Consider the following 18,286-nt stretch of genomic DNA (forward strand, 5'->3'; position numbering starts at 1 on the left):
CGAAGCGCGTGCTCCGCCGGGGGCCTGGGTGTCTCACGTCAAGACGCGCTTAGCGCAGGATCGAACGGCCCGCATATTCCGCGGTCTCGCCCAGCGATTCCTCGATGCGGATCAGCTGGTTGTATTTCGCGAGCCGGTCCGAACGCGCCAGCGAGCCGGTCTTGATCTGACCGCAGTTGGTGGCGACCGCGAGATCGGCGATGGTCGCGTCCTCGGTCTCGCCCGAACGGTGGCTCATCACGTTGGTGTAGCCTGCGCGGTGCGCCATATCGACGGCCTGCAGGGTCTCGGTAAGGGTGCCGATCTGGTTGACCTTCACCAGCATCGAATTCGCGACGCCCTGCTTGATGCCATCGGCCAGACGCGTCGGATTGGTCACGAAGAGATCGTCGCCCACCAGCTGCACCTTGTCGCCCAGACGCTCGGTCAGGAGCTTCCAGCCTTCCCAATCGTCCTCGGCCATGCCGTCTTCGATCGAGATGATCGGATAGGCCCCCAGCAGCTTCTCGAGATAGTCGACATTCTCTTCCGAGGTCAGCGACAGGCCTTCGCCCTTCATCTCGTATTTGCCGTTCTTGTAATATTCGGTCGAGGCGCAATCCATCGCGAGGTAGATGTCCTCGCCCGGCTTGTAGCCCGCTTTCTCGATCGACTTGAGAATGATGTCGAGCGCGGCCGTGGTCGAGCTGAGTTCCGGAGCAAACCCGCCCTCATCGCCCAGACCCGTGGACATGCCGCTGGCCGAGAGCTCTTTCTTCAGAGTGTGGAATACTTCCGAGCCCATGCGCACCGCGTCGCGGATATTGCCCGCCGAGACCGGCATGATCATGAATTCCTGGATGTCGATCGGGTTGTCGGCATGCTCGCCGCCATTGATGATGTTCATCATCGGCACCGGCAGGACGCGGGCCGAGGTGCCGCCGACATAACGGTAAAGCGGCAGGGTCGAGAAATCGGCGGCGGCTTTCGCGCAGGCGAGCGAGACGCCGAGGATCGCGTTGGCGCCGAGGCGGCCCTTGTTCTCGGTGCCGTCGAGTTCGATCATCGCGCGGTCGATCTCGACCTGCTCGGTGACGTCCTCGCCGACGAGGTTCTCCGCGATCTCGCCGTTCACGGCCATTACCGCTTCCAGAACGCCTTTGCCCATGTAGCGGGCCTTGTCGCCGTCGCGGCGCTCGACCGCCTCATGCGCGCCGGTGGAGGCGCCCGACGGCACGGCCGCACGGCCCATCGTTCCGTCTTCGAGGATGACGTCGACTTCGACGGTGGGGTTGCCACGGCTGTCGAGAATCTCGCGGGCGTGGATGTCGATGATGGTGCTCATGGGGGCGCTCTCCTCGGGCTCCGGTTGATGCTTGGCTAGGTGCATACACCCGTGCTGCGCCTGCGAAAAGGCCGTAAGGGCAATTTCTGGAGGAAATGTTACCGCTAACGGCGACCTTCCCTGCGCAGTTTCGCCTGCCGCCACAGCGCATAGAGGCCCGAGCCCACAATCACCGCCCCGCCGATCAGCGTCCAGCGATCCGGGGGCTCGGCGAAGACGACGGTCGAAATCACGACGGCGAAGGCGAGACGCGAATAGCGAAACGGCATGATCACCGCGATTTCGCCCAGCCGCACCGAGGCGATCAGGGCGTAATAGCCCACCGGCCCGATCGCGAGCGCGCCGAGCAGGTAAAGCCAATCCATCGGTGCGGGTGTGACGACCGGCTCTGGCAGCACGGCCAGCAGCAGGAGCCCCAGCGGCAACACGCAGAAGAAGCCGAGTGTCGCCACCTGCAGCGAGGTCACGTCGCGCGGCACGCGCCGCGTGGTGACATCGCGCATCGACAGGCCGATGACCGCGCCGACCGCGAGAAGTGAGAGCATCGAGAATTCGTCCGTGCCGGGCCGGATCACGATCATCACGCCGAGAAACCCGATCAGGATCGCCGAAAGCCTGCGCCAGCCGACCCGTTCCTTCAGAAAGATCGCGGCGCCGAGCGTGGTCGCAAGCGGCGTCGCCTGATGGATCGCGGTGGCTTGGGCGAGCGGCGTGAAAGCCACGGCGGAGACGAAAAACCCGGTGCCGACGATCTCGCCGGCGTTGCGCAGCCAGAGCGCAGAGGAAAGCAGCGAGCGGGTGAAGATGCGCTCGCCCTTCAGCTTGGCGAGCACCGCGAAGATCGTCGCGCCGCCAAGCCCCACGGCGGCGAGAATTTGCCCCACCGGCCAGTCGCCCGCGAGCATCTTGATGAACATATCCTCGAGCGCGAACCCCGCCATCGCGAGGATCATCAGCATCGAGCCGCGCAGATTGTCGTTCTCGGTGGGTTCGGGTGTCATGGGGCGCTCCTGACCGGATGGTCAAGGCCCACCTAGCGCGCCTGTGATCGGCCTTCAAGCAGGGTGTCAGGCGCGGGGATGCGCACGGGTGACGATACCGCCGATATCGGCCCAGATCGGCAGGTGATCCGAGGCCACGCGCGCCAGTGGCGTATCCAGCACACCCTTGCGCACCACGCGGATTCCCGGCGAGGTCACGATCCGGTCGAGCCGGCCGATCGGGGCGCGCGAGGGGTAGGTCGCGCCCGGCGCATGGATGTGAAAGCCGGTCAGCGCTTCAAAGCCGTGGCGTTCGCGCCATTCGTTGAAATCGCCGATGGCGAGTGCCGGATGCGGCTTCACCCCGGCCATGATCTCGGCGATCCGGGTCCATTGTGCGCGCCGGTCGCTCCGCCGCAGCCCAAGATGCGCTGCAATGAGCAGGAAGGGCGCGCCGCTGTCGGGGGCGATGTTCACCGCGATGGCGCCGCGCGGCTCGAGACCGGGCAGGGTAACCGGCTCGATCCCCAGCACCCGGGAGCCACGCCGGACCAGCACGACCTGCCCATGCCAGCCCAGCGAGGCGGCTGTGGTGCGGGGCATGTCGTGGCGGATGAAATCGGTCTCTTCCTCGATCAGCTTTTGCGGCAGTGCGGCGGGGCGCTCACCCATGCGCTTGTCGACTTCCTGCAAGGCGATCACATCGGCGTGCAGCGCATTGATGACGTTCACTATCCGCGCCGGGTCATGCTTGCGATCGGTCCCCACGCATTTGTGCAGATTGTAGGAAGCGATCCGAAGTGTCATTTTCTGAGTGCCTTACAGGGTGATCTTCATGTCCCGCAGAAGGTCCGGAAGACCCGTTCGTCGGGCTTCGGGGCGTCTTCATACGGGGCGTAACGCGGATCTTCCGCATAGGGGTCCGCCAGCGCCTCCATAAGCCTGTGGAGCGGACCGTCATCACCATCGATCGCGGCCGCGATCATCTCCTCGACCCGGTGGTTGCGCGGAATGCGCAGCGGGTTCGCCATCTCCATGACGGCGCGCGGATCGTCTTCGCTCGCGATCCGCTTCTCCCATCCCTCGCGCCAGAGATCGAATGCCATCGGCTCTGTGAACTCTTGACCCGCCGTCTTAGGATCGCGCCGCAACGCGCTGAAGACACGCGTGAAATCGGATTTCTCGGTCGCCATGCGGTTCAACAGGTCCTCGATGAGCGGCAGGTCTTCCTCGGTCGCCTCAGCGAGGCCGATCTTGCGGCCCATCAGCCGCAGCCATTCGCCCTGATAGACGCCGATGAAGCTGTCGACGGCGGCACTCGCCCGTTCGATCGCCGCATCGTCGTCGCCGATCAGCGGCATCAGGCAGGTCGCGAATTGCGCAAGGTTCCAGACCGCCACTTGCGGCTGGCGCGCATAGGCGTAGCGGCCCTGTTGGTCGATGGAGGAGAAGACCCGCCCCGGATGGTAATGGTCCATGAAGGCGCAGGGGCCATAGTCGATCGTCTCGCCCGACAGCGCCATGTTATCGGTGTTCATCACGCCATGAATGAAGCCGAGCGCCATCCATTTCGCGACGAGCTCGCCCTGCTTCGCCGCTACCGCACGCAGGACTTCGAGCGGTGTCTCACATTCAGGATAATGGCGAACTATCAGCGTGTTGAGAAGCGTTCTTAATCCATCGCGATCATTGCGCGCCGCGAAATATTGGAAAGTGCCGACGCGGATATGGCTGCGCGCGACGCGGGTCAGGATCGCCCCGGGACGCCCCGAGGCATCGCGCACAACGGTTTCGCCCGTGCGCACGGCGGCGAGCGCGCGCGTCGTCGGCACGCCAAGCTTCGCCATCGCTTCGCTCAGGACATATTCGCGCAATACCGGACCGAGCCACGCCCGCCCGTCGGAGCGGCCACGGGAAAACGCGGTGCGCCCGGCGCCTTTCAGTTGCAGATCGAAGCGCACGCCATCGGGCGCGACCACTTCACCCAGCAGCACAGCGCGCCCATCGCCCAGACGCGGCACGAAGCCACCGAACTGGTGCCCCGCATAGGCCTGCGCGATCGGCTCCGCGCCCTCGGGCATCGTGTTGCCGGCCAGCATCTCGAGCCCTTGGGGGCCCTCCAGCCAATCGGCATCCAGGCCCAGACGGTCGGCAAGGTCGCGGTTCAGCAGCACCAGTTCCGGCGCTTTCACCGGTTGGGGCGGCTGACGCTCGAAGAACGTGTCGGGCAGGCGGGCATAGCTGTTGTCGAAGGGAATGGTCATGGCGTCTCCTTACCTCCCTATCTAAGCCTTGCGCCCTCCAATCCAATCCCCGTTGGCTATCAGCGCCTTCAATGTTCCATGTCCGGCAGACCTTCGCGCGACAGCAGCACCGCGAGCGGACGCAGACGCGGGCTTTGCGAACAGATGATCATCAGCGCCACCATGATCGGCACGGCGAGGAACATCCCCGGAAGCCCCCAGACCGCGCCCCAGAAGGCGAGCGAGATGATGATCCCGAAGCTCGACAGCCGCAGCGCATGGCCCATCAGCATCGGGTCGATCACGTTGCCGATCACGAATTGCAGGATGCCGACCGCGACGAGCACCGTGCCCGCCGTGTAGGGGTTCTGGGTCAGCACATAGACCGCGAGCGTCGCGATAACCGTCGCGATGATCGAGCCGATCGAGGGGATGAAGTTCAGTGCGAAGGTGATGATCGCGACCGGGAGCGCCAAGTCAAAGCCGCCCACGGTGAAGACGCCGTAGACCGCAATCGCCGTGACGGCGCTGACGATGGCTTTGACCAGCAGATAGTGGTTCACCCGGCGCATGATCGTGCCGACCATTCGCGCGATCCGCTCTGCGCTGGCGCGATCCCCCATCAGCGAGTTCAGCTTCGCGTCGAACCAGATCCGCTCGGCGAACAGGAAGCCCACGAACAGAATGATCAGGATCGTGGCCGAAAGCAGGTTCGAGGCCTGACCCGCCAGGGTGGTCAGATACCCTGCGACCTGAATGCTCTGCATCGATTCCAGCACCGATTGCTCAACCTCGGGGCCCATCCAGCCGAAGAGTTGCGCGATCGCCTGCTGCGCGGGGCCCGCATAGTTCAGCACCATCGTCACGACGGTGTTCACCTGCGAGATCAGCACCGCGCTCAGCGTGAGCAGCCCGCCCGCGATCAGCGCCAGTGCCACCAGCGACGCCAGACGCGGCGGGATCGAGACCGGCCCGATCCGGAGCCGCCCGACCGCATTGATCGCCTCGGAGGTCAGCGAGAACAGGATGATCGCGATGGCCAGAGAGATCAGGATGAATTTCGCCTGCACCATCAGGAACAGCGCCAGCGCGAAGGCGATGATGCCTAGAAGCACGTTGGTGAGCGCGCGCGGCTCGAATGCGCGCCCATCGATCAGGGCGGGGCGGCCCTCATCGGGAGTGTCCTTCATCTTCATCATCTTCCTGTGCCTGCCCCTGACGGGGGCGTAACCTGATTTTCTTATGCTAGGAGCCACCGGGCAGGCGCGCAAGCGCCGAACCTGCGTGTTTTCAGGGCTTTTTAATGTCCTTCGCATTATTCCGGATCGGCTCTTGCATCCCTCCCGGATTTGCGGATAAACCCGCCGGCGGAGCGGTGGCCGAGTGGTCGAAGGCGCACGCCTGGAAAGTGTGTAGGCGGGAAACCGTCTCGAGGGTTCGAATCCCTTCCGCTCCGCCATTACCCCCTTTCAAGCCCATGTTTTCAAGCGCCTAGCGAGGCTTTGCGCCGCAGTTTACGCTGCGCCGCGGGAGCCCGATCTCTCGCGTCGCGGGGGCCAGCGTCGACTCGCGCGTCATGGACGGGCGGGACGATGTTTGTGGTGAACGCTTCGCTGCAGAAGGCGCTGCAGTTCTGCTGATCCAGTTGGCGGGACTTGATTCAGCGGTCGGGACGGAGCCGATGACGTTTTTCCTGGCCAGCCATTGTCGGTGCATTCGAAGCGCGCCTTTCGCCGATGGCCCGTTGCGTTCTTTGCAATGCGCTCCGATCCGTCCCGTGCGCTGTGCGCAGTTTGTTCCGGGCGATGCCGGACATGGTCGAATGTCTCGAAACGCCGCGCCGTCCCGTTCCTTCATCTCCGAGAAACCAAGGTTTACGCAGGTTTGCACGTTTTCGTGATTTCGGGACTGCGGAGGGCGCTCGGGCGCCAATTTCGCAGAATCCTATAAGTTCTCATAGGTTGCGAGCTTTCGGTGCCGTGACATGAAATGCGCGTGATCGGTTCGTGTGCTTGGGCCGTGACAAAACACCAAAAAATCGGGGTATTCTCATGACATTCAAACTCGCTCTCGCGGCGTCAGCCGCCTGTCTTGCGCTGGCTGCCTGCAACAGCAGCAACGGGTCTTCCGGGGCCTTAACCTCGGCAGAGGCCCAAAACGTCGATGCAACCTATACTGATTATCAGGATCGGATCGGCGGCCCGACCATGACCGCGACTGCGCCCGAAGGGCAGGCGTCGATGTCGGGCTTTATGGGCGTAAGCAACGTCAATCCCGACGACCCGACCACGACCGTGATGGGGGAACTGGCGATGGATGTCGATTTTGGCACGGGAAAGCTGACCGGCAAGGGAACGAACTTCGGCATCTACAGCGGCGACGTCCTGACGAAAGAAGCCGATGTGACGGGCTCGCTCGACGTTGCGGGCACGGTTTCCGGCTCGACCATGGCCGCGACCGCGACGGGCACGATGTCGGATGGCACTTCGCCCGGCGCAGATTTCGCTCTGAATATGGACGGCGGTTTCTATACGGATGCCAACAACGGGGACGCGTTGACCGCGGTGGGGAAAATTGGCGGCACGTTGACCGACGGCACTGATGTCCGCAACGTCGGCGGCAATTATTACGCCACGGAGAATTGAGGCGGGGCTTTTCCTGCACAGGCCGGACGTTCTGCGTCCGGTCTCTTTCCGTCTCGCCGAGAGGCAAACGACAAGCGCGATGCGATACCGTTCTTCCTTCCTCCTGATCTGGCTCGCCTTCGCGCTTGTCACCTCCACGCTCTTGCCGACGCGTAGCTTCGCCGAACAGACGGTTTCGGATTGGCTCGGCGTGGCGAATGCGCAGCTCGCGCAGGGCAAACCGGGGCGGGCGCTGCTGATTTTCGGCGAAATCGCGTCGCGCCATCCGGAATTTTCTCCGGCGCAGGCCGGGTTGGAGCAAAGCTTCAGGAAACTTGGCTCCGTGCGCCGCAACGAGGCGTTCCTGCGTTACGCGCTCGCCAAGGATCCAAAGCACGAAGACGCGCTTCTCGCGGCGTGGCAGGCGCTCGATCGCGCGCATCCGCTGCGCTTCTCCGCCACCGCCTCGATCCTGCCGAGCAGCAATGTCGATCATGTCGCGTCGGAGCGTTACCTCGTGACGGATTTCGGGACCTTCCTGATCAAAGATGGCGGCAACGACACCTCCGGGGTCGGGCTCGGCTATGGCGCCAATCTCGACTGGTTCCTTCAGCCGCGCCCGGGTCATCGCATCCGGTTTCGCGCCTCTTATGCGGGGGCGTGGTACCACACTGCGACATTGCGTTATTCCGAGCCCGGCCTTGCGGTGCAATATGAGCATCTCGGCCGTCGCGGGCCCTGGTCGGTCGAGGCGTTCGTCCGCGACAGGCGCTATGGCGGCGGGTCGCAAGACATCACGTCGGACAATCTCACGCGCGGAGTCCGGTTCGCGAAGGCGTGGCGGTCCGTGGCGGGCGGGCGCACGGTTTTCCGGCTGGGCGGCGAATATGCCAGCTATGGCGAGAAGTCCTACCTGAGCGGGCCGAGATATTACGTCGATCTCGCACGCCGGACGCGGGTGGGGCGGCGCGGTGCCCTGAGCTATGGCCTGAGGCTGGAGCGCGCCGTGCCCCGGACGGACTATCACCGCTATTCCGGCGCCGAATTGCGCGTGGGTTTCGAGCGCCCCTTGATCGCGGGCGTACGGGGCGGGCTGTCGCTCAGCTATGGCGAGCGCCGCTATGATACCGCCTTTCCGATCGTCGGCGTGCATCGCCGCGACCGGGCCGCAAGCCTCGGGCTGAGCCTGGAGTTGAAGCGGGTGAAAATCCTCGGTCAAACGCCCAGAATTTCTTGCACGGCGCGGCGCACCCGGTCGAATGTCGCGCTCTACACGACGAACTCGGTCGATTGCGCTTTTTCCCTCAAGCTTGATTTTTGAGGAAAAGTCGGTGTTTTATGTCAAAAAACATAATCGGTGAGCATTTCAGCTTCGTCGCAGTCGGGTGCAGGCTCGACGGTCCGATTGGCGGTTGTTTGAAAAGTTTGGGGGGGCAATGCCGGGTTCGTTTCTGCGCGTCGTTTTTCAAGAAACGCACATCATGTCACCAATGGTCCGCCCGCGACGACTGACCTGATCCGATGTCACATCTCATATCGCATCACGAGATCTACGACGCCGCGCTTGACGACGAGTTGTTCACGTTGCTGCCCAGCATGATGGCGCGGGAGATCGACATTCCCTCCGCGGTCTTCATCTGGCTCCATCCCGGCGACTATCGCGAAATTACCGCCGGAACCCAGGCGGAGGCCAATCTCGACTACAATTCCTTCGAGGGGCACGACCCATGGTTGGCCCATGGCACGCCGGAGAAGTGTGGAACAGGGCTGTTTCGTTTGTCGGACCACGTGAGCGCGCAGGAGTTCGAACGCAGCGAAATGTATAACGATTTCATCGTGAAGAACGGTGTCGATCGCTACTGGTGTCTCGCGATGATGCAGAGCACCCGCGACGGTTTGGTCGCCACGGCGTTCCACAAGGGCAAGCGCGGGGGGGATTTCACCGACCCCGAGATGAAGACTCTCGGCGCGCATGTCCAGGATCTGGGGCGGCTGCACAAGATCCGTCGGGAGCTTCATCGCGCCAGTATCCAGCAGGTCACCGCGTCTGATAACAGCCTGCTCGACGACGCCCCGATTTTCGAGCTCGACCACGAGGGCCGCCTTGTGCGGATGAACGGGATGGCCGAGACGCTGATAGCAATCCACCCGCTTCTCGTGCTGAATTTCCAGCGTGTGCTGCGGGCGCGCGGGGCGGCGCAACCTGCCTTGCGCCGCGCGATCGGCCGGGCGACCGATGCTGGCAAAAGCGCTGCGGGCTCGCTCGATCTGCCGCAGATGCGTGGGGCGGACGGGCGGATCATTCCGAGGCTGCGACTGAACCTTCTGCCGCGCACAGATGGCGGGCGCCGGGTCCTCGTCATCGTCACGAGCGAGGAAGAGACAGCCCTTCGCGATCTGGTGGATGCACCGCGCGACAGGATTCACCTTACCCCGCGCGAGCGCGATGTCCTGCACGGGATGATCCGCGGCCGCAGGCGCGATCAGCTGGCCCATGACCTCGATCTCGCCATGCCGACAATCGATATGCACAGCGCCAACCTGCGCCGCAAACTCGGCGCCCGGACGATCGCCGAAGCCGTGGCGATCGCATTGCGCTTCGGGCTTTTGTAGCGCGCGGGCAGCCGGGCCGCCCACGTGCCGGTCACATCATCCCACCACGTTGAACTCCGGCCCGTAGGGGTAGCCTGTGATGTCTTCGTTGCCGTTCTCGGTGATCACGAGGATGTCGTGCTCACGATAGCCGCCGGCGCCCGGCTGGCCCTCGGGGATCGTCAGCATCGGCTCCATCGAGATCACCATTCCGGGCTCCAGCACCGTGTCGATATCCTCGCGCAACTCCAGCCCCGCTTCGCGCCCGTAGTAATGCGACAGCACGCCGAAGCTGTGGCCATAGCCGAAGGTGCGATATTGCAGCAAGTCGCGCTCGGCGAAGAAGGCATTGATTTTCTCGGTCACCTCGGCGCAACTCGCCCCGGGTTTCAGAAGGCTCATCCCGTATTCATGGGCGGCGACATTCGCCTCCCAGATCGCGCGCGAGGCGTCGTCAACCTCGCCCACGAACAGCGTGCGCTCCAGCGCCGTGTAATAGCCTGAAATCATGGGGAAGGTGTTGAGCGACAGGATGTCGCCGCGCTGCAAAACGCGCCCCGTCACCGGGTTATGCGCGCCGTCGGTGTTGATGCCCGACTGGAACCAGACCCAGGTATCGCGATACTCCGCGTCGGGAAATCGCCTGGCGATTTCCAACTCCATCGCGTCGCGGCCCGCCATCGCCACGTCGATCTCGCGCACGCCTTCGCGGATCGTCTCGCGGATAGCATAGCCACCCACGTCCGCGACCGCGGCTCCTTGCCGGATCAGGGCGATCTCGGCGGGCGATTTGTGCATCCGTTGCCGCATCGTGGCGGGGGCGATGTCGCGGGTCTCGGTCGGCTCGAGGAAATCCTGCAGAAGCGCCGCCTGCCCAAGCGTCAGGTGATCGGACTCGATGCCCAGCACGCGGCGTTTGCCGGTGACGGAGGCGATCGCGCGCCAGTAATTGTTCCGCGCCCAGTCGGTATAGGTGATATTGTCGCCATGGCCGCGCCGCCACGGTTGCGCGGCATCGATCCCCGCCGAGATCGTCACGCTGTCGCTTGGCGTCACGACCAGCGCGTAGGGCCGCCCAAAGGCGCAGTATAGAAAGCCCGAGTAATAGGCGATGTTATGCATCGAAGTGAACAGGCAGGCATCAATGCCCGCTTGGCTCATCGCCGCGCGGAGACCCGCGAGCCGCGCCTCGTATTCGCTGGCAGCGAAGGGCAGGATACGCTCGCCTTGGTGAAATCGGTAAAAAGCAGGACGGTCCATCGGCACTCTTCCTTATCAGAGGCCGCAACGCGCCGAGGGACGATCTTCCCCCGTCGCGCGCTGCGACAAAGCAAGATCCCGGCGTACAGGACGGGTGATCGGGCGGGCGCGCAACGCGCTGGCGACGCCATCGCCTTCAGCCCTCGCCGACAGAGTGGGCGAAAACGGCCCCGCTGCCAAGTCCTTGGCGGCCGCTACGTGCGATTTGTTTTCGCACGCTGGACGGGGGCGGAGTGGCCATCGCATTGGTCGCGCGACATCCGCCGCCGCAACTGTTCAGCAAGGCCGAGGCGGGGATCTAGGATGCGCTGGTGGGTGTCGTGGTGTCAGCGACCGCTCGCCGCCGCAACCGATCACGCCCTTTTGCTGGACGGAGGGCCGCGCAAGACACTATAGCTTGGGGGAATTGATCCGCGCGAGGGGGCAGGGCGCGCCTGCCTCACGCGCCACTCGGAGCGCAGAATGTCGAAGAAAATCCATATCCTCAACGGCCCGAACCTGAACCTTCTGGGCAAGCGCCAGCCCGAGATCTACGGCTCGGACACGCTCGAGGACGTGGAGCGGATTTGCCGCGAGGAGGCGCAGCCCCGCGGCTTCGATGTCGCGCTGTTCCAGTCGAATTTCGAGGGCGAAATCGTCGAGCAGATTCACCATGCGCGCGACGAGGCCTGTGCCATCGTGATCAATGCGGGGGCCTACACCCACACTTCCGTCGCGATCCTCGATGCGCTCAACACCTTCGAAGGCCCGGTCTTCGAAGTGCATATTTCCAATGTTCACAAGCGGGAAAGCTTCCGCCATCATTCCTACATCTCGCAACGGGCGGAGGGGGTTCTGGCAGGCTTCGGGATCGAGGGTTACGCGCTCGCAACCCGCCGCGCCTGTTCGGTTCTGAGTTAAGAGGGGGCTTTAAGATCGGTCTGCAAGCGTTTGAGAAAAAACTTAGAATTGCGTTCGGTCTGATCCCGGGCGCGACCTGCCTCGCACTTGCACTCAACCTTGCGGCCCCCGCCTGGGCGAGCGACACCGGCGCCGACCGGAACATTGCCAATTCCGGCAAGATGAGCGACCGCGACTTCTATCGCGCGATGGCCTGCGCCGCGCGGCCTGGGGGCGCCTGCACCTTGCCCTACCGCCGCTGGGCGGCCAGCAAATGCCGCGATCTGACGGTCGGCCTCGCCTTCCGCTCACAGCATTTTCCCGCCAAGCGCGCCCATGCCATCGAGCAGGCCGCCCGGGCCGCGATCGCGCAGATCAACAAGACCGGCGCTGCGTTGCACCTTAGCTATGCCGGGGCGCGTCCCGCCGATATCAAGCTCTACCTGACCGACACGCCCGTGGGCGGCACGGTGCGCGGCACACCATCGATGCGGCTCAATGGCCGGCGACTGGGACCGGGCACGGTCGCGAAGGTGACCTTCTACTGGCAGACCAGCACGGGCCGGATCATGGATGCCGATATCGCCTTCAGCCGGGACATCCAGATGCGCGATATCCGCTCGGTCGTGCTGGAAGAGATCGTGCAATCGCTCGGTTTCTCGACCGATCTGGAAGATCCGTATTACACCCAAAGCTCGATTTTCTCGGAGGACGGGAATTCGGTCACGCGGCTGATCGGGCAGGACGCGATGGCGCTGCGCAGCCATTACCCGCCGCGCTGATCACATCACCTGCGTCGCGCCGCGGATCAGCAGCAGGACCGACAGCACTGCCAGCATGATCTGGATAACCCGCATGTAGAGTTGCTGCGACAGCCGCGCGGTCAGCCAACGCCCCGCAACGGTTCCTGCGATCCCCGCCACGGCCAGCCCCGCGACAAGGGGCCAGTTCAGCCCATCGAGCTGACCTATCACCCAATAGGCGGGCAGTTTCACGATATTTCCGATGGCGAAGGCGATGGCGATTGTGCCCGCGAATTCCAGCTTGGGCAGCTTCTGCGGTAGCAGGTAGGCCTGCGCAGGCGGCGAGCCGGAATGGGTGATGAAGGTCGCGATCCCGGTGAGCGTGCCCCAGAACAGCCCCGGGATCACCTTGGCCTCGGCCTGGCTGTCGTCATGCCGTTTCAGCCAGGCGCGCCCGACATGCCATATCCCGATCAGCCCGGTGAAGATGAGCAACGCCCATTCCGGCGTGTAGGGCGTGATCACGGTCGCGATGGCGACGCCGGCAAGCATCGCGGGCACGAGAATGAACAGGTTCCGCTTGGAAAAATGGTGACGGTAGAGCCAGACGCCCACCCAGTCGGTCACGATATAGACCGGCAGTAGCGTGGCTGCCGCCTTCACCGGGTTCATGAACAGCGCGAGCATTGGCACCGCGATGGCCGCAGCGGACGAAAGCCCTCCCTTCGACATGCCGACGACCAGCGCCGCGACGATCAGCAAAACGGTTTCATACATGTGAACGGTGTCCGGTCAGGAGGGGAGAAGCGGGCGGCCCGGCGGGCCACCCGAAAGAAGGCGATCAGGCGCCCGCGTCTGTGAGGCGGCGCATCTCTTCGTCGCTGAGCGTCATCTCCGCGGCCTTCGCGAAGCTTTCCACCTGCTCGATGCTGGTAGCGCTGGCGATCGGGGCGCTGACGCCCTCCCGGTTGATCAGCCAGGCGATGGCCACCTCGGCGGGTTTCGCGCCTTTCTGGCTCGCCACGTCTTCGAGCACGTCGAGAAGCGCCATGCCGCGATCGGTGAGGTATTTCTCGACCATCCCGCCGCGCTTGCGGCCCTCCAGATCGGCTTTCGAGCGATACTTGCCCGACAGGAACCCGGCGGCGAGCGAGAAATAGGTGACCACCCCGATAGTCTTGCTCACACAGAGATCGCGCAACGGCCCGTCGAAAGCCTCGCGGTCATAAAGGTTATATTCCGGCTGGATCACCTGATAGCGCGGCAACCCCTCGCTATCGGCAGTCTCCAGCGCCGCTTTCAGCATGGCGGCATCGTAATTCGACGCTCCGATCGCGCCGATCTTGCCCGCTTTGAGAAGCTTGTCATAGGCGCCCAGCGTCTCGGCATGGCTCACGCTGTCATCGGGCCAATGCGAGAAATAGAGATCGACGTGATCGGTGCGCAGCCGCGCCAGCGACCGCTCGATGGCCTTGGAAATCCACTCCGCGCCGAGGCCTTTCTCGCCCGGGCCGCCCATATCCGAGCCGACCTTGGTGAACAGCTTCACCTTGTCGCGCATTCCGGGGCGTGCGTCGAACCAGCGGCCAAGAACCGTCTCGGACTCGCCGCCCGCATTGCCCTCGGCCCATTTCGAATAGACATCGGCGGTGTCGATCGCGTCGAAGCCGTGGTCGATGAAAGCGTCGAGAATGCGGAAGCTTGCGACCTCGTCGAGCGTCCAGCCGAAGACATTGCCACCGAAGACGATGGGGGCGATCTCGAAGCCGGTCGTTCCGAGAGCTGTGCGTTTCATGGGAGGTCCTTTCGCTTGCTCAGACCAGCAGCCCACCACCTTCGACGAAGACGGTGGTGCCGGTCATGTAAGGGTTGTCCATCAGGGCGAGCGCCTGAATCGCGATATGCTCGGGCAGGCCCACGCGACCCGCAGGAAGGCGGTCCGCGGCATTGTCGAACATCGCGCGGCGGCTGTCGCCTTCAAGGGTCTCGTACATCTCGGTTTTCACCAGCCCGGGAGAGATGCAGTTAACCCGCACCGGCGCGAATTCCAGCGCGAGGCCACGGGTCAGCCCCTCGAGGCCGGCATTGATCGCGCCCTGGATCGCCGCGCCTGCCTTGGGCCGCTTCGACAGAAAGCCCGAGGTGAAGGTGAGCGAGCCGCCGTGGCCGATCTTCGCCGCACGAGCGAGCCGATAAGCGCCCCAGAACTTCGACTCGAACGAGGCCTGCGCGTCCTCCAGCGACAACTCCTTCACCGCCGCGACCTTGGTGCTCGCTGCCGAGCAGTAGACATGTTCCCACGCTTCGCGCTCCGCGAAAAACGCCTCCAGCGCGGCGGCGTCGCCGGTATCGAGCGTGACGCCCGCGACTTTGCCGCCCAGCCGTTTGCAGGCATCCTCGATCTTCTGAGCCGAGCGGGAGGCGATGGTCACCTGCGCGCCGCGCGCGAGCGCCGCCTGCGCCACGCCGAAGCCGATGCCGGACGAACCGCCGACGACGAGAATGCGGTTGTCTTTCAAACTCATGACGATGGTCTCCTCCTGTCGGGCCCGCGGTGAGGGCGGGGCGGTCTGCGCTTCAAATCGACTTAGGGCCCTGCGCGAGATCGTCCCGAAATTCTTTGCGCCGGGCGCGGGCTGCGCAAGACCCAGCAGAGCGAAAACAAATCCGCCCTCGTTGTTCGAAATCAATGCCACGGGCCGGAGGGCACGGCAGGCTTACGGTCGAATACGCCCCTGCAGAGGCTCATCCGGATGTCCGATTTCGAAGGTTACACCGACCGGAGGGAGGCGGGGATCATCCTCGCCCGAAAGCTCGACGCCTATCGCGGGCGCGACGCGGTGGTGCTCGCCCTGCCGCGCGGTGGGGTGCCGATCGCGTGGGAGATCGCGGAGCGTCTCGATCTGTCGCTGGACCTCGTCTTCGTGCGCAAGCTCGGCGCGCCCAGCAATCCCGAAGTGGCGCTTGCAGCGATCGCGGGTCTTCGCGGCGAGGTGATCGTGCGCAACGCGGACGTGATCCGCGCCACCGGCTGCGACGCGGCGACGCTGGAGCGTCTCGCAGCCCGCGAACGCGAGGTGATCGCGGACCGGATCAAGCTTTACGGGGCCCCGGGGCTGCCGCTGGCCGGGCGGGTCGCGATCCTCGTGGATGATGGGGTGGCCACGGGGGCCACGATGCGCGCGGCGTTGCGGGCAGTGCGCGCCGCCGGTCCAGCCGAGCTGGTCTGTGCGACCCCGGTCGGCGCCACCGACGCGTTGGAGGCGATCCGCACCGAGGCCGACCGCGTGGTCTGCCCGCTCGAGGTGGAATTCTTCGGGGCGGTCGGGGCCTATTACACCTATTTCGATCAGGTGCCGGACGCCGAGGTCACGCAAATTCTCGCGAAGGCGCGGGCGCGCCCCTTGGGCAAGGATCCGGCATAGCGGCCCAGCGGCGCGATCAGGCCAGGAGGCTGCGCAACGAATGACGCATCGCCTGCGTCACCTGCCGGTATTCGCCCTCGGAAATCCGCTCGTGCAACAGATCGAACACCGCCGCCACCTCCGCTTCGGGATCGTCGAGCGGGCGGTCTGCGAACGCCTCCGTGACCCTCGCCACGAAGGCATCGCGATTGCGCGGATGCGCGGGCTGGCGGGAGGGCACAAAACCGTCATAGTAGATGCCGCGCAGCAACACTGGAAGCTGCGCCCCGAGATCGGCCGCTTCCGCGGTGGTCAGGAAATCGCGGATCGCATGCAAGGTGGTACGCAGCAGCAGATAGGCGTGGCTGCGATCCTTGTTGTCCAGACGATATTCCAGATCGTTGAGCCATTCCGCCACGATCTGCGGGGCGTGGTCGATGGCGCTCAGGCCGGTCACTTTCATCGGTCGAACCTCCCGGTCGAAGTGCTGAAGACACCGCCTCAGCTTTGGATACTCGCGAGGTATTCCGCGATCAGCAGGATTGTCCTTCCAGATTTGGGGCGGCCCCGCGCGCCTAACGGTTGCGGCGCACGGGGCAAGCCTCCGGTCATGCGCAATTATTGCGCCTTGACCGCGATGCGCCGGTCTTTCTCGCGCGCTTCGGTGGTTTTCGGCAGGGTCACGGTCAGAACCCCGTCGCTCAGAACCGCGTCGATGCGGTCTGGATCGACCCCGCGCGGCAAGGTGATCGTGCGTTCGAGCCTGCCGGAGCTCCGTTCCTGCACGACGTAGTCGCCCTCATGCGTCTCGCGCTTGCTGGAGCTTTCTCCGCGGATCTTCAGGCGTCCGTCGTCGAGCTTGAGCTCGATCTCCTCGGGCTTGAGCCCGGGCATGTCGACGCGCAGCTCGTAGCTTCCGTCATTCGCGACGAAATCCATCGCGGGCGCGGAGAGCGAAAGGTCGCCGAAGCCCGACGGCAGGGTCAGGGCGCGCGGCCATCCGGCTCCGGGACGCGCAAAGTCGTCGAACAGGCGGTCGATCTCGGAACGCAGCATCGCGAAGACATCGCGCCCCCGCGCGGGCGGGGCGGCGCTGGAGGCTGGAGGTTTCGCCGTTGTTTCGGCGCTCGGGGGCTTGCTGGTCGGCGGGGCGCTCTCGTGCTTGACGCCGATCTCGGTGGCTTGTGGTGTCATGCTGGATCTCCCATGCGAAGTGTCTTGGTAGAACGCCATCGAAGCTGTCACGACCGGTGCGGCTTGCGCATTGACGGCGCGCATAGGGGGCGCGGCGGACCGATGGTTCCGAACCGCTCCGACGTTGCGCGCGATCAATGCCGCATCGCCCGCAGCGGCGCAGTCTCGGCGCGATGCCAGCCACCCAGGAGCCCGAAGATGATTCCGCGCACCGTTGCCGCCGCCTTTCTCGAGACCGACGACGCCCGATGGCTCGCCCCGATGACGGCCGGGTTGTGTCGCGGTTTCAACGCCCATCTGATCGGGGTGCATGGCGTAGAGCCGCTGCCGCTGTTGGGGGGCGATCTGGCGAGCGATCCGATTATCTACCCCGAATTCCTCGACTGGCAGCGCAAGGAGGCCGCCGCGATCCGCGAGACCTTCGAGCACGCGCTGACGGCGGAGGATGTTCAGGGAGAGTTCCGCAGCCCGGTCGACACGCGCGACGCGCTGGTCGACTTTCTCGTCGATAGCTGCCGCGCCGCCGATCTGGTCGTCTCGGCGCGGGTGCCGCCCCATGCCGGCCGCGCGAGCGACATCCGTCTGCAGGAGCAACTGATCCGCCAGACCGGACGTCCGGTGCTGGTGGTGAGCGAGACCGCAAAGCTGGAGCGGCCCGCGCGGCACGTTCTTCTCGGTGTTTCCTGCAGCCGCGAGGCGATGCGTGCGGCGCATGACATGCTCTATCTTGCGGCCAGCGGCGCGCGGATCGATCTGCTCTCGGTGTCGCCCTCCGGGGGAGAGCGGCAGGCGGTCGACGATCTGCGCGACGATCTGGCGACGGCGCTCGACCGGCGCGGATATGACGTGACGCTTCTCGACCGGATGAAAACGACGTCGGAGGCGGGCGACGAGTTGCTGCATACCGCGCGCGAACGCGGCGCCGAGCTGATCGCCGTCGGCGCGTTCGGTCATTCGCGCCTCTATGATTTCGTGATCGGCGCGGTGACGACGCGCCTGTTGGAGACTTCCCATCTGCCGGTGCTGTTTTCGAAATAGGTGAG

General features: G+C 64.7%; 18 protein-coding genes and 1 tRNA gene. 8 read left to right on the forward strand and 11 right to left on the reverse strand.

Going from position 1 to position 18,286, the window contains the following annotated elements:
* Nucleotides 1-49 precede the first annotated feature (49 nt).
* From eno to B6V74_RS09800, 5 genes are all read right to left on the reverse strand, one after another.
* The gene (gene eno, locus B6V74_RS09780) at nucleotides 50-1,324 is read right to left on the reverse strand and encodes a phosphopyruvate hydratase (protein ID WP_075776599.1); all 1,275 of its coding nucleotides are present in this window, start codon (nucleotides 1,322-1,324) and stop codon (nucleotides 50-52) included.
* A 104-nt stretch (nucleotides 1,325-1,428) separates the two neighbouring features.
* On the reverse strand, nucleotides 1,429-2,325 hold the full coding sequence (locus B6V74_RS09785) for a DMT family transporter (RefSeq protein ID WP_075776598.1): 897 nt from the start codon (nucleotides 2,323-2,325) through the stop codon (nucleotides 1,429-1,431).
* A 66-nt stretch (nucleotides 2,326-2,391) separates the two neighbouring features.
* On the reverse strand, nucleotides 2,392-3,111 hold the full coding sequence (locus B6V74_RS09790; protein ID WP_088718728.1) for an endonuclease/exonuclease/phosphatase family protein: 720 nt from the start codon (nucleotides 3,109-3,111) through the stop codon (nucleotides 2,392-2,394).
* Nucleotides 3,112-3,137: 26 nt separating this feature from the next.
* Nucleotides 3,138-4,568, reverse strand: coding sequence for a protein adenylyltransferase SelO (locus B6V74_RS09795; protein ID WP_088722682.1), 1,431 nt, complete (start codon nucleotides 4,566-4,568; stop codon nucleotides 3,138-3,140).
* Between the two features lie 68 nt (nucleotides 4,569-4,636).
* Nucleotides 4,637-5,737: an AI-2E family transporter gene (locus tag B6V74_RS09800; protein ID WP_077701375.1), complete on the reverse strand. Its 1,101-nt coding sequence runs from the start codon at nucleotides 5,735-5,737 to the stop codon at nucleotides 4,637-4,639.
* A 179-nt stretch (nucleotides 5,738-5,916) separates the two neighbouring features.
* Here B6V74_RS09800 and B6V74_RS09805 point away from each other — a divergent pair.
* From B6V74_RS09805 to B6V74_RS09820, 4 genes are all read left to right on the forward strand, one after another.
* A tRNA-Ser gene (locus B6V74_RS09805) sits at nucleotides 5,917-6,006 on the forward strand.
* A gap of 592 nt (nucleotides 6,007-6,598) precedes the next feature.
* Nucleotides 6,599-7,192, forward strand: coding sequence for a hypothetical protein (locus B6V74_RS09810; protein ID WP_088722683.1), 594 nt, complete (start codon nucleotides 6,599-6,601; stop codon nucleotides 7,190-7,192).
* A 79-nt stretch (nucleotides 7,193-7,271) separates the two neighbouring features.
* A complete protein-coding gene (locus tag B6V74_RS09815) occupies nucleotides 7,272-8,492 on the forward strand; it encodes a surface lipoprotein assembly modifier (RefSeq protein ID WP_168184208.1) in 1,221 nt (406 codons plus the stop codon).
* Between the two features lie 200 nt (nucleotides 8,493-8,692).
* Complete coding sequence (locus tag B6V74_RS09820) at nucleotides 8,693-9,784, forward strand: LuxR C-terminal-related transcriptional regulator (RefSeq protein WP_088722685.1); 1,092 nt, start codon at nucleotides 8,693-8,695, stop codon at nucleotides 9,782-9,784.
* A 36-nt stretch (nucleotides 9,785-9,820) separates the two neighbouring features.
* Here B6V74_RS09820 and B6V74_RS09825 read toward each other — a convergent pair whose 3' ends face one another.
* The gene (locus B6V74_RS09825; protein WP_088722686.1) at nucleotides 9,821-11,023 is read right to left on the reverse strand and encodes a M24 family metallopeptidase; all 1,203 of its coding nucleotides are present in this window, start codon (nucleotides 11,021-11,023) and stop codon (nucleotides 9,821-9,823) included.
* A gap of 462 nt (nucleotides 11,024-11,485) precedes the next feature.
* On the opposite strand from B6V74_RS09825, the gene aroQ reads away from it, so the two are divergent.
* Both aroQ and B6V74_RS09835 read left to right on the forward strand, forming a co-directional pair.
* A complete protein-coding gene (aroQ, locus tag B6V74_RS09830) occupies nucleotides 11,486-11,923 on the forward strand; it encodes a type II 3-dehydroquinate dehydratase (RefSeq protein ID WP_088722687.1) in 438 nt (145 codons plus the stop codon).
* A 161-nt stretch (nucleotides 11,924-12,084) separates the two neighbouring features.
* Entirely contained in the window at nucleotides 12,085-12,684 is a 600-nt protein-coding gene (locus B6V74_RS09835) for a DUF2927 domain-containing protein (protein ID WP_088722688.1), read from the forward strand.
* Here B6V74_RS09835 and B6V74_RS09840 read toward each other — a convergent pair whose 3' ends face one another.
* From B6V74_RS09840 to B6V74_RS09850, 3 genes are all read right to left on the reverse strand, one after another.
* Entirely contained in the window at nucleotides 12,685-13,422 is a 738-nt protein-coding gene (locus tag B6V74_RS09840; RefSeq protein WP_088722689.1) for a sulfite exporter TauE/SafE family protein, read from the reverse strand.
* Nucleotides 13,423-13,486: 64 nt separating this feature from the next.
* Nucleotides 13,487-14,440, reverse strand: coding sequence for an aldo/keto reductase (locus tag B6V74_RS09845; RefSeq protein WP_088722690.1), 954 nt, complete (start codon nucleotides 14,438-14,440; stop codon nucleotides 13,487-13,489).
* Nucleotides 14,441-14,459: 19 nt separating this feature from the next.
* Entirely contained in the window at nucleotides 14,460-15,170 is a 711-nt protein-coding gene (locus B6V74_RS09850; RefSeq protein ID WP_088722691.1) for an SDR family oxidoreductase, read from the reverse strand.
* A 228-nt stretch (nucleotides 15,171-15,398) separates the two neighbouring features.
* Here B6V74_RS09850 and B6V74_RS09855 point away from each other — a divergent pair, with 228 nt between their 5' ends.
* Nucleotides 15,399-16,070, forward strand: coding sequence for a phosphoribosyltransferase family protein (locus B6V74_RS09855; protein ID WP_088722692.1), 672 nt, complete (start codon nucleotides 15,399-15,401; stop codon nucleotides 16,068-16,070).
* Between the two features lie 16 nt (nucleotides 16,071-16,086).
* Here B6V74_RS09855 and B6V74_RS09860 read toward each other — a convergent pair whose 3' ends face one another.
* Together B6V74_RS09860 and B6V74_RS18970 are read right to left on the reverse strand one after the other, a co-directional pair.
* The gene (locus tag B6V74_RS09860; RefSeq protein ID WP_075776585.1) at nucleotides 16,087-16,512 is read right to left on the reverse strand and encodes a DUF2267 domain-containing protein; all 426 of its coding nucleotides are present in this window, start codon (nucleotides 16,510-16,512) and stop codon (nucleotides 16,087-16,089) included.
* Between the two features lie 155 nt (nucleotides 16,513-16,667).
* Nucleotides 16,668-17,243, reverse strand: coding sequence for an Hsp20/alpha crystallin family protein (locus B6V74_RS18970; RefSeq protein WP_158275154.1), 576 nt, complete (start codon nucleotides 17,241-17,243; stop codon nucleotides 16,668-16,670).
* Nucleotides 17,244-17,441: 198 nt separating this feature from the next.
* Between B6V74_RS18970 and B6V74_RS18975 the strand changes: the two genes are divergently transcribed.
* Nucleotides 17,442-18,281 (forward strand): universal stress protein, encoded by an 840-nt coding sequence (locus tag B6V74_RS18975; RefSeq protein WP_075776584.1) that lies wholly within the window; start codon nucleotides 17,442-17,444, stop codon nucleotides 18,279-18,281.
* Nucleotides 18,282-18,286 lie beyond the last annotated feature (5 nt).

Source organism: Thioclava sp. F42-5 (genome assembly GCF_002213195.1).
In the GTDB taxonomy this organism is placed as follows: Bacteria; Pseudomonadota; Alphaproteobacteria; order Rhodobacterales; family Rhodobacteraceae; genus Thioclava; species Thioclava nitratireducens.

What these genes read in the sequence shown, in the direction of transcription:
- eno (WP_075776599.1), bottom strand. Translation starts at nt 1,324, where the DNA reads ATGAGCACCATCATCGACATCCACGCCCGCGAGATTCTCGACAGCCGT.
- B6V74_RS09785 (WP_075776598.1), bottom strand. Translation starts at nt 2,325, where the DNA reads ATGACACCCGAACCCACCGAGAACGACAATCTGCGCGGCTCGATGCTG.
- B6V74_RS09790 (WP_088718728.1), bottom strand. Translation starts at nt 3,111, where the DNA reads ATGACACTTCGGATCGCTTCCTACAATCTGCACAAATGCGTGGGGACC.
- B6V74_RS09795 (WP_088722682.1), bottom strand. Translation starts at nt 4,568, where the DNA reads ATGACCATTCCCTTCGACAACAGCTATGCCCGCCTGCCCGACACGTTC.
- B6V74_RS09800 (WP_077701375.1), bottom strand. Translation starts at nt 5,737, where the DNA reads ATGAAGGACACTCCCGATGAGGGCCGCCCCGCCCTGATCGATGGGCGC.
- B6V74_RS09810 (WP_088722683.1), top strand. Translation starts at nt 6,599, where the DNA reads ATGACATTCAAACTCGCTCTCGCGGCGTCAGCCGCCTGTCTTGCGCTG.
- B6V74_RS09815 (WP_168184208.1), top strand. Translation starts at nt 7,272, where the DNA reads ATGCGATACCGTTCTTCCTTCCTCCTGATCTGGCTCGCCTTCGCGCTT.
- B6V74_RS09820 (WP_088722685.1), top strand. Translation starts at nt 8,693, where the DNA reads ATGTCACATCTCATATCGCATCACGAGATCTACGACGCCGCGCTTGAC.
- B6V74_RS09825 (WP_088722686.1), bottom strand. Translation starts at nt 11,023, where the DNA reads ATGGACCGTCCTGCTTTTTACCGATTTCACCAAGGCGAGCGTATCCTG.
- aroQ (WP_088722687.1), top strand. Translation starts at nt 11,486, where the DNA reads ATGTCGAAGAAAATCCATATCCTCAACGGCCCGAACCTGAACCTTCTG.
- B6V74_RS09835 (WP_088722688.1), top strand. Translation starts at nt 12,085, where the DNA reads ATGAGCGACCGCGACTTCTATCGCGCGATGGCCTGCGCCGCGCGGCCT.
- B6V74_RS09840 (WP_088722689.1), bottom strand. Translation starts at nt 13,422, where the DNA reads ATGTATGAAACCGTTTTGCTGATCGTCGCGGCGCTGGTCGTCGGCATG.
- B6V74_RS09845 (WP_088722690.1), bottom strand. Translation starts at nt 14,440, where the DNA reads ATGAAACGCACAGCTCTCGGAACGACCGGCTTCGAGATCGCCCCCATC.
- B6V74_RS09850 (WP_088722691.1), bottom strand. Translation starts at nt 15,170, where the DNA reads ATGAGTTTGAAAGACAACCGCATTCTCGTCGTCGGCGGTTCGTCCGGC.
- B6V74_RS09855 (WP_088722692.1), top strand. Translation starts at nt 15,399, where the DNA reads ATGTCCGATTTCGAAGGTTACACCGACCGGAGGGAGGCGGGGATCATC.
- B6V74_RS09860 (WP_075776585.1), bottom strand. Translation starts at nt 16,512, where the DNA reads ATGAAAGTGACCGGCCTGAGCGCCATCGACCACGCCCCGCAGATCGTG.
- B6V74_RS18970 (WP_158275154.1), bottom strand. Translation starts at nt 17,243, where the DNA reads ATGACACCACAAGCCACCGAGATCGGCGTCAAGCACGAGAGCGCCCCG.
- B6V74_RS18975 (WP_075776584.1), top strand. Translation starts at nt 17,442, where the DNA reads ATGATTCCGCGCACCGTTGCCGCCGCCTTTCTCGAGACCGACGACGCC.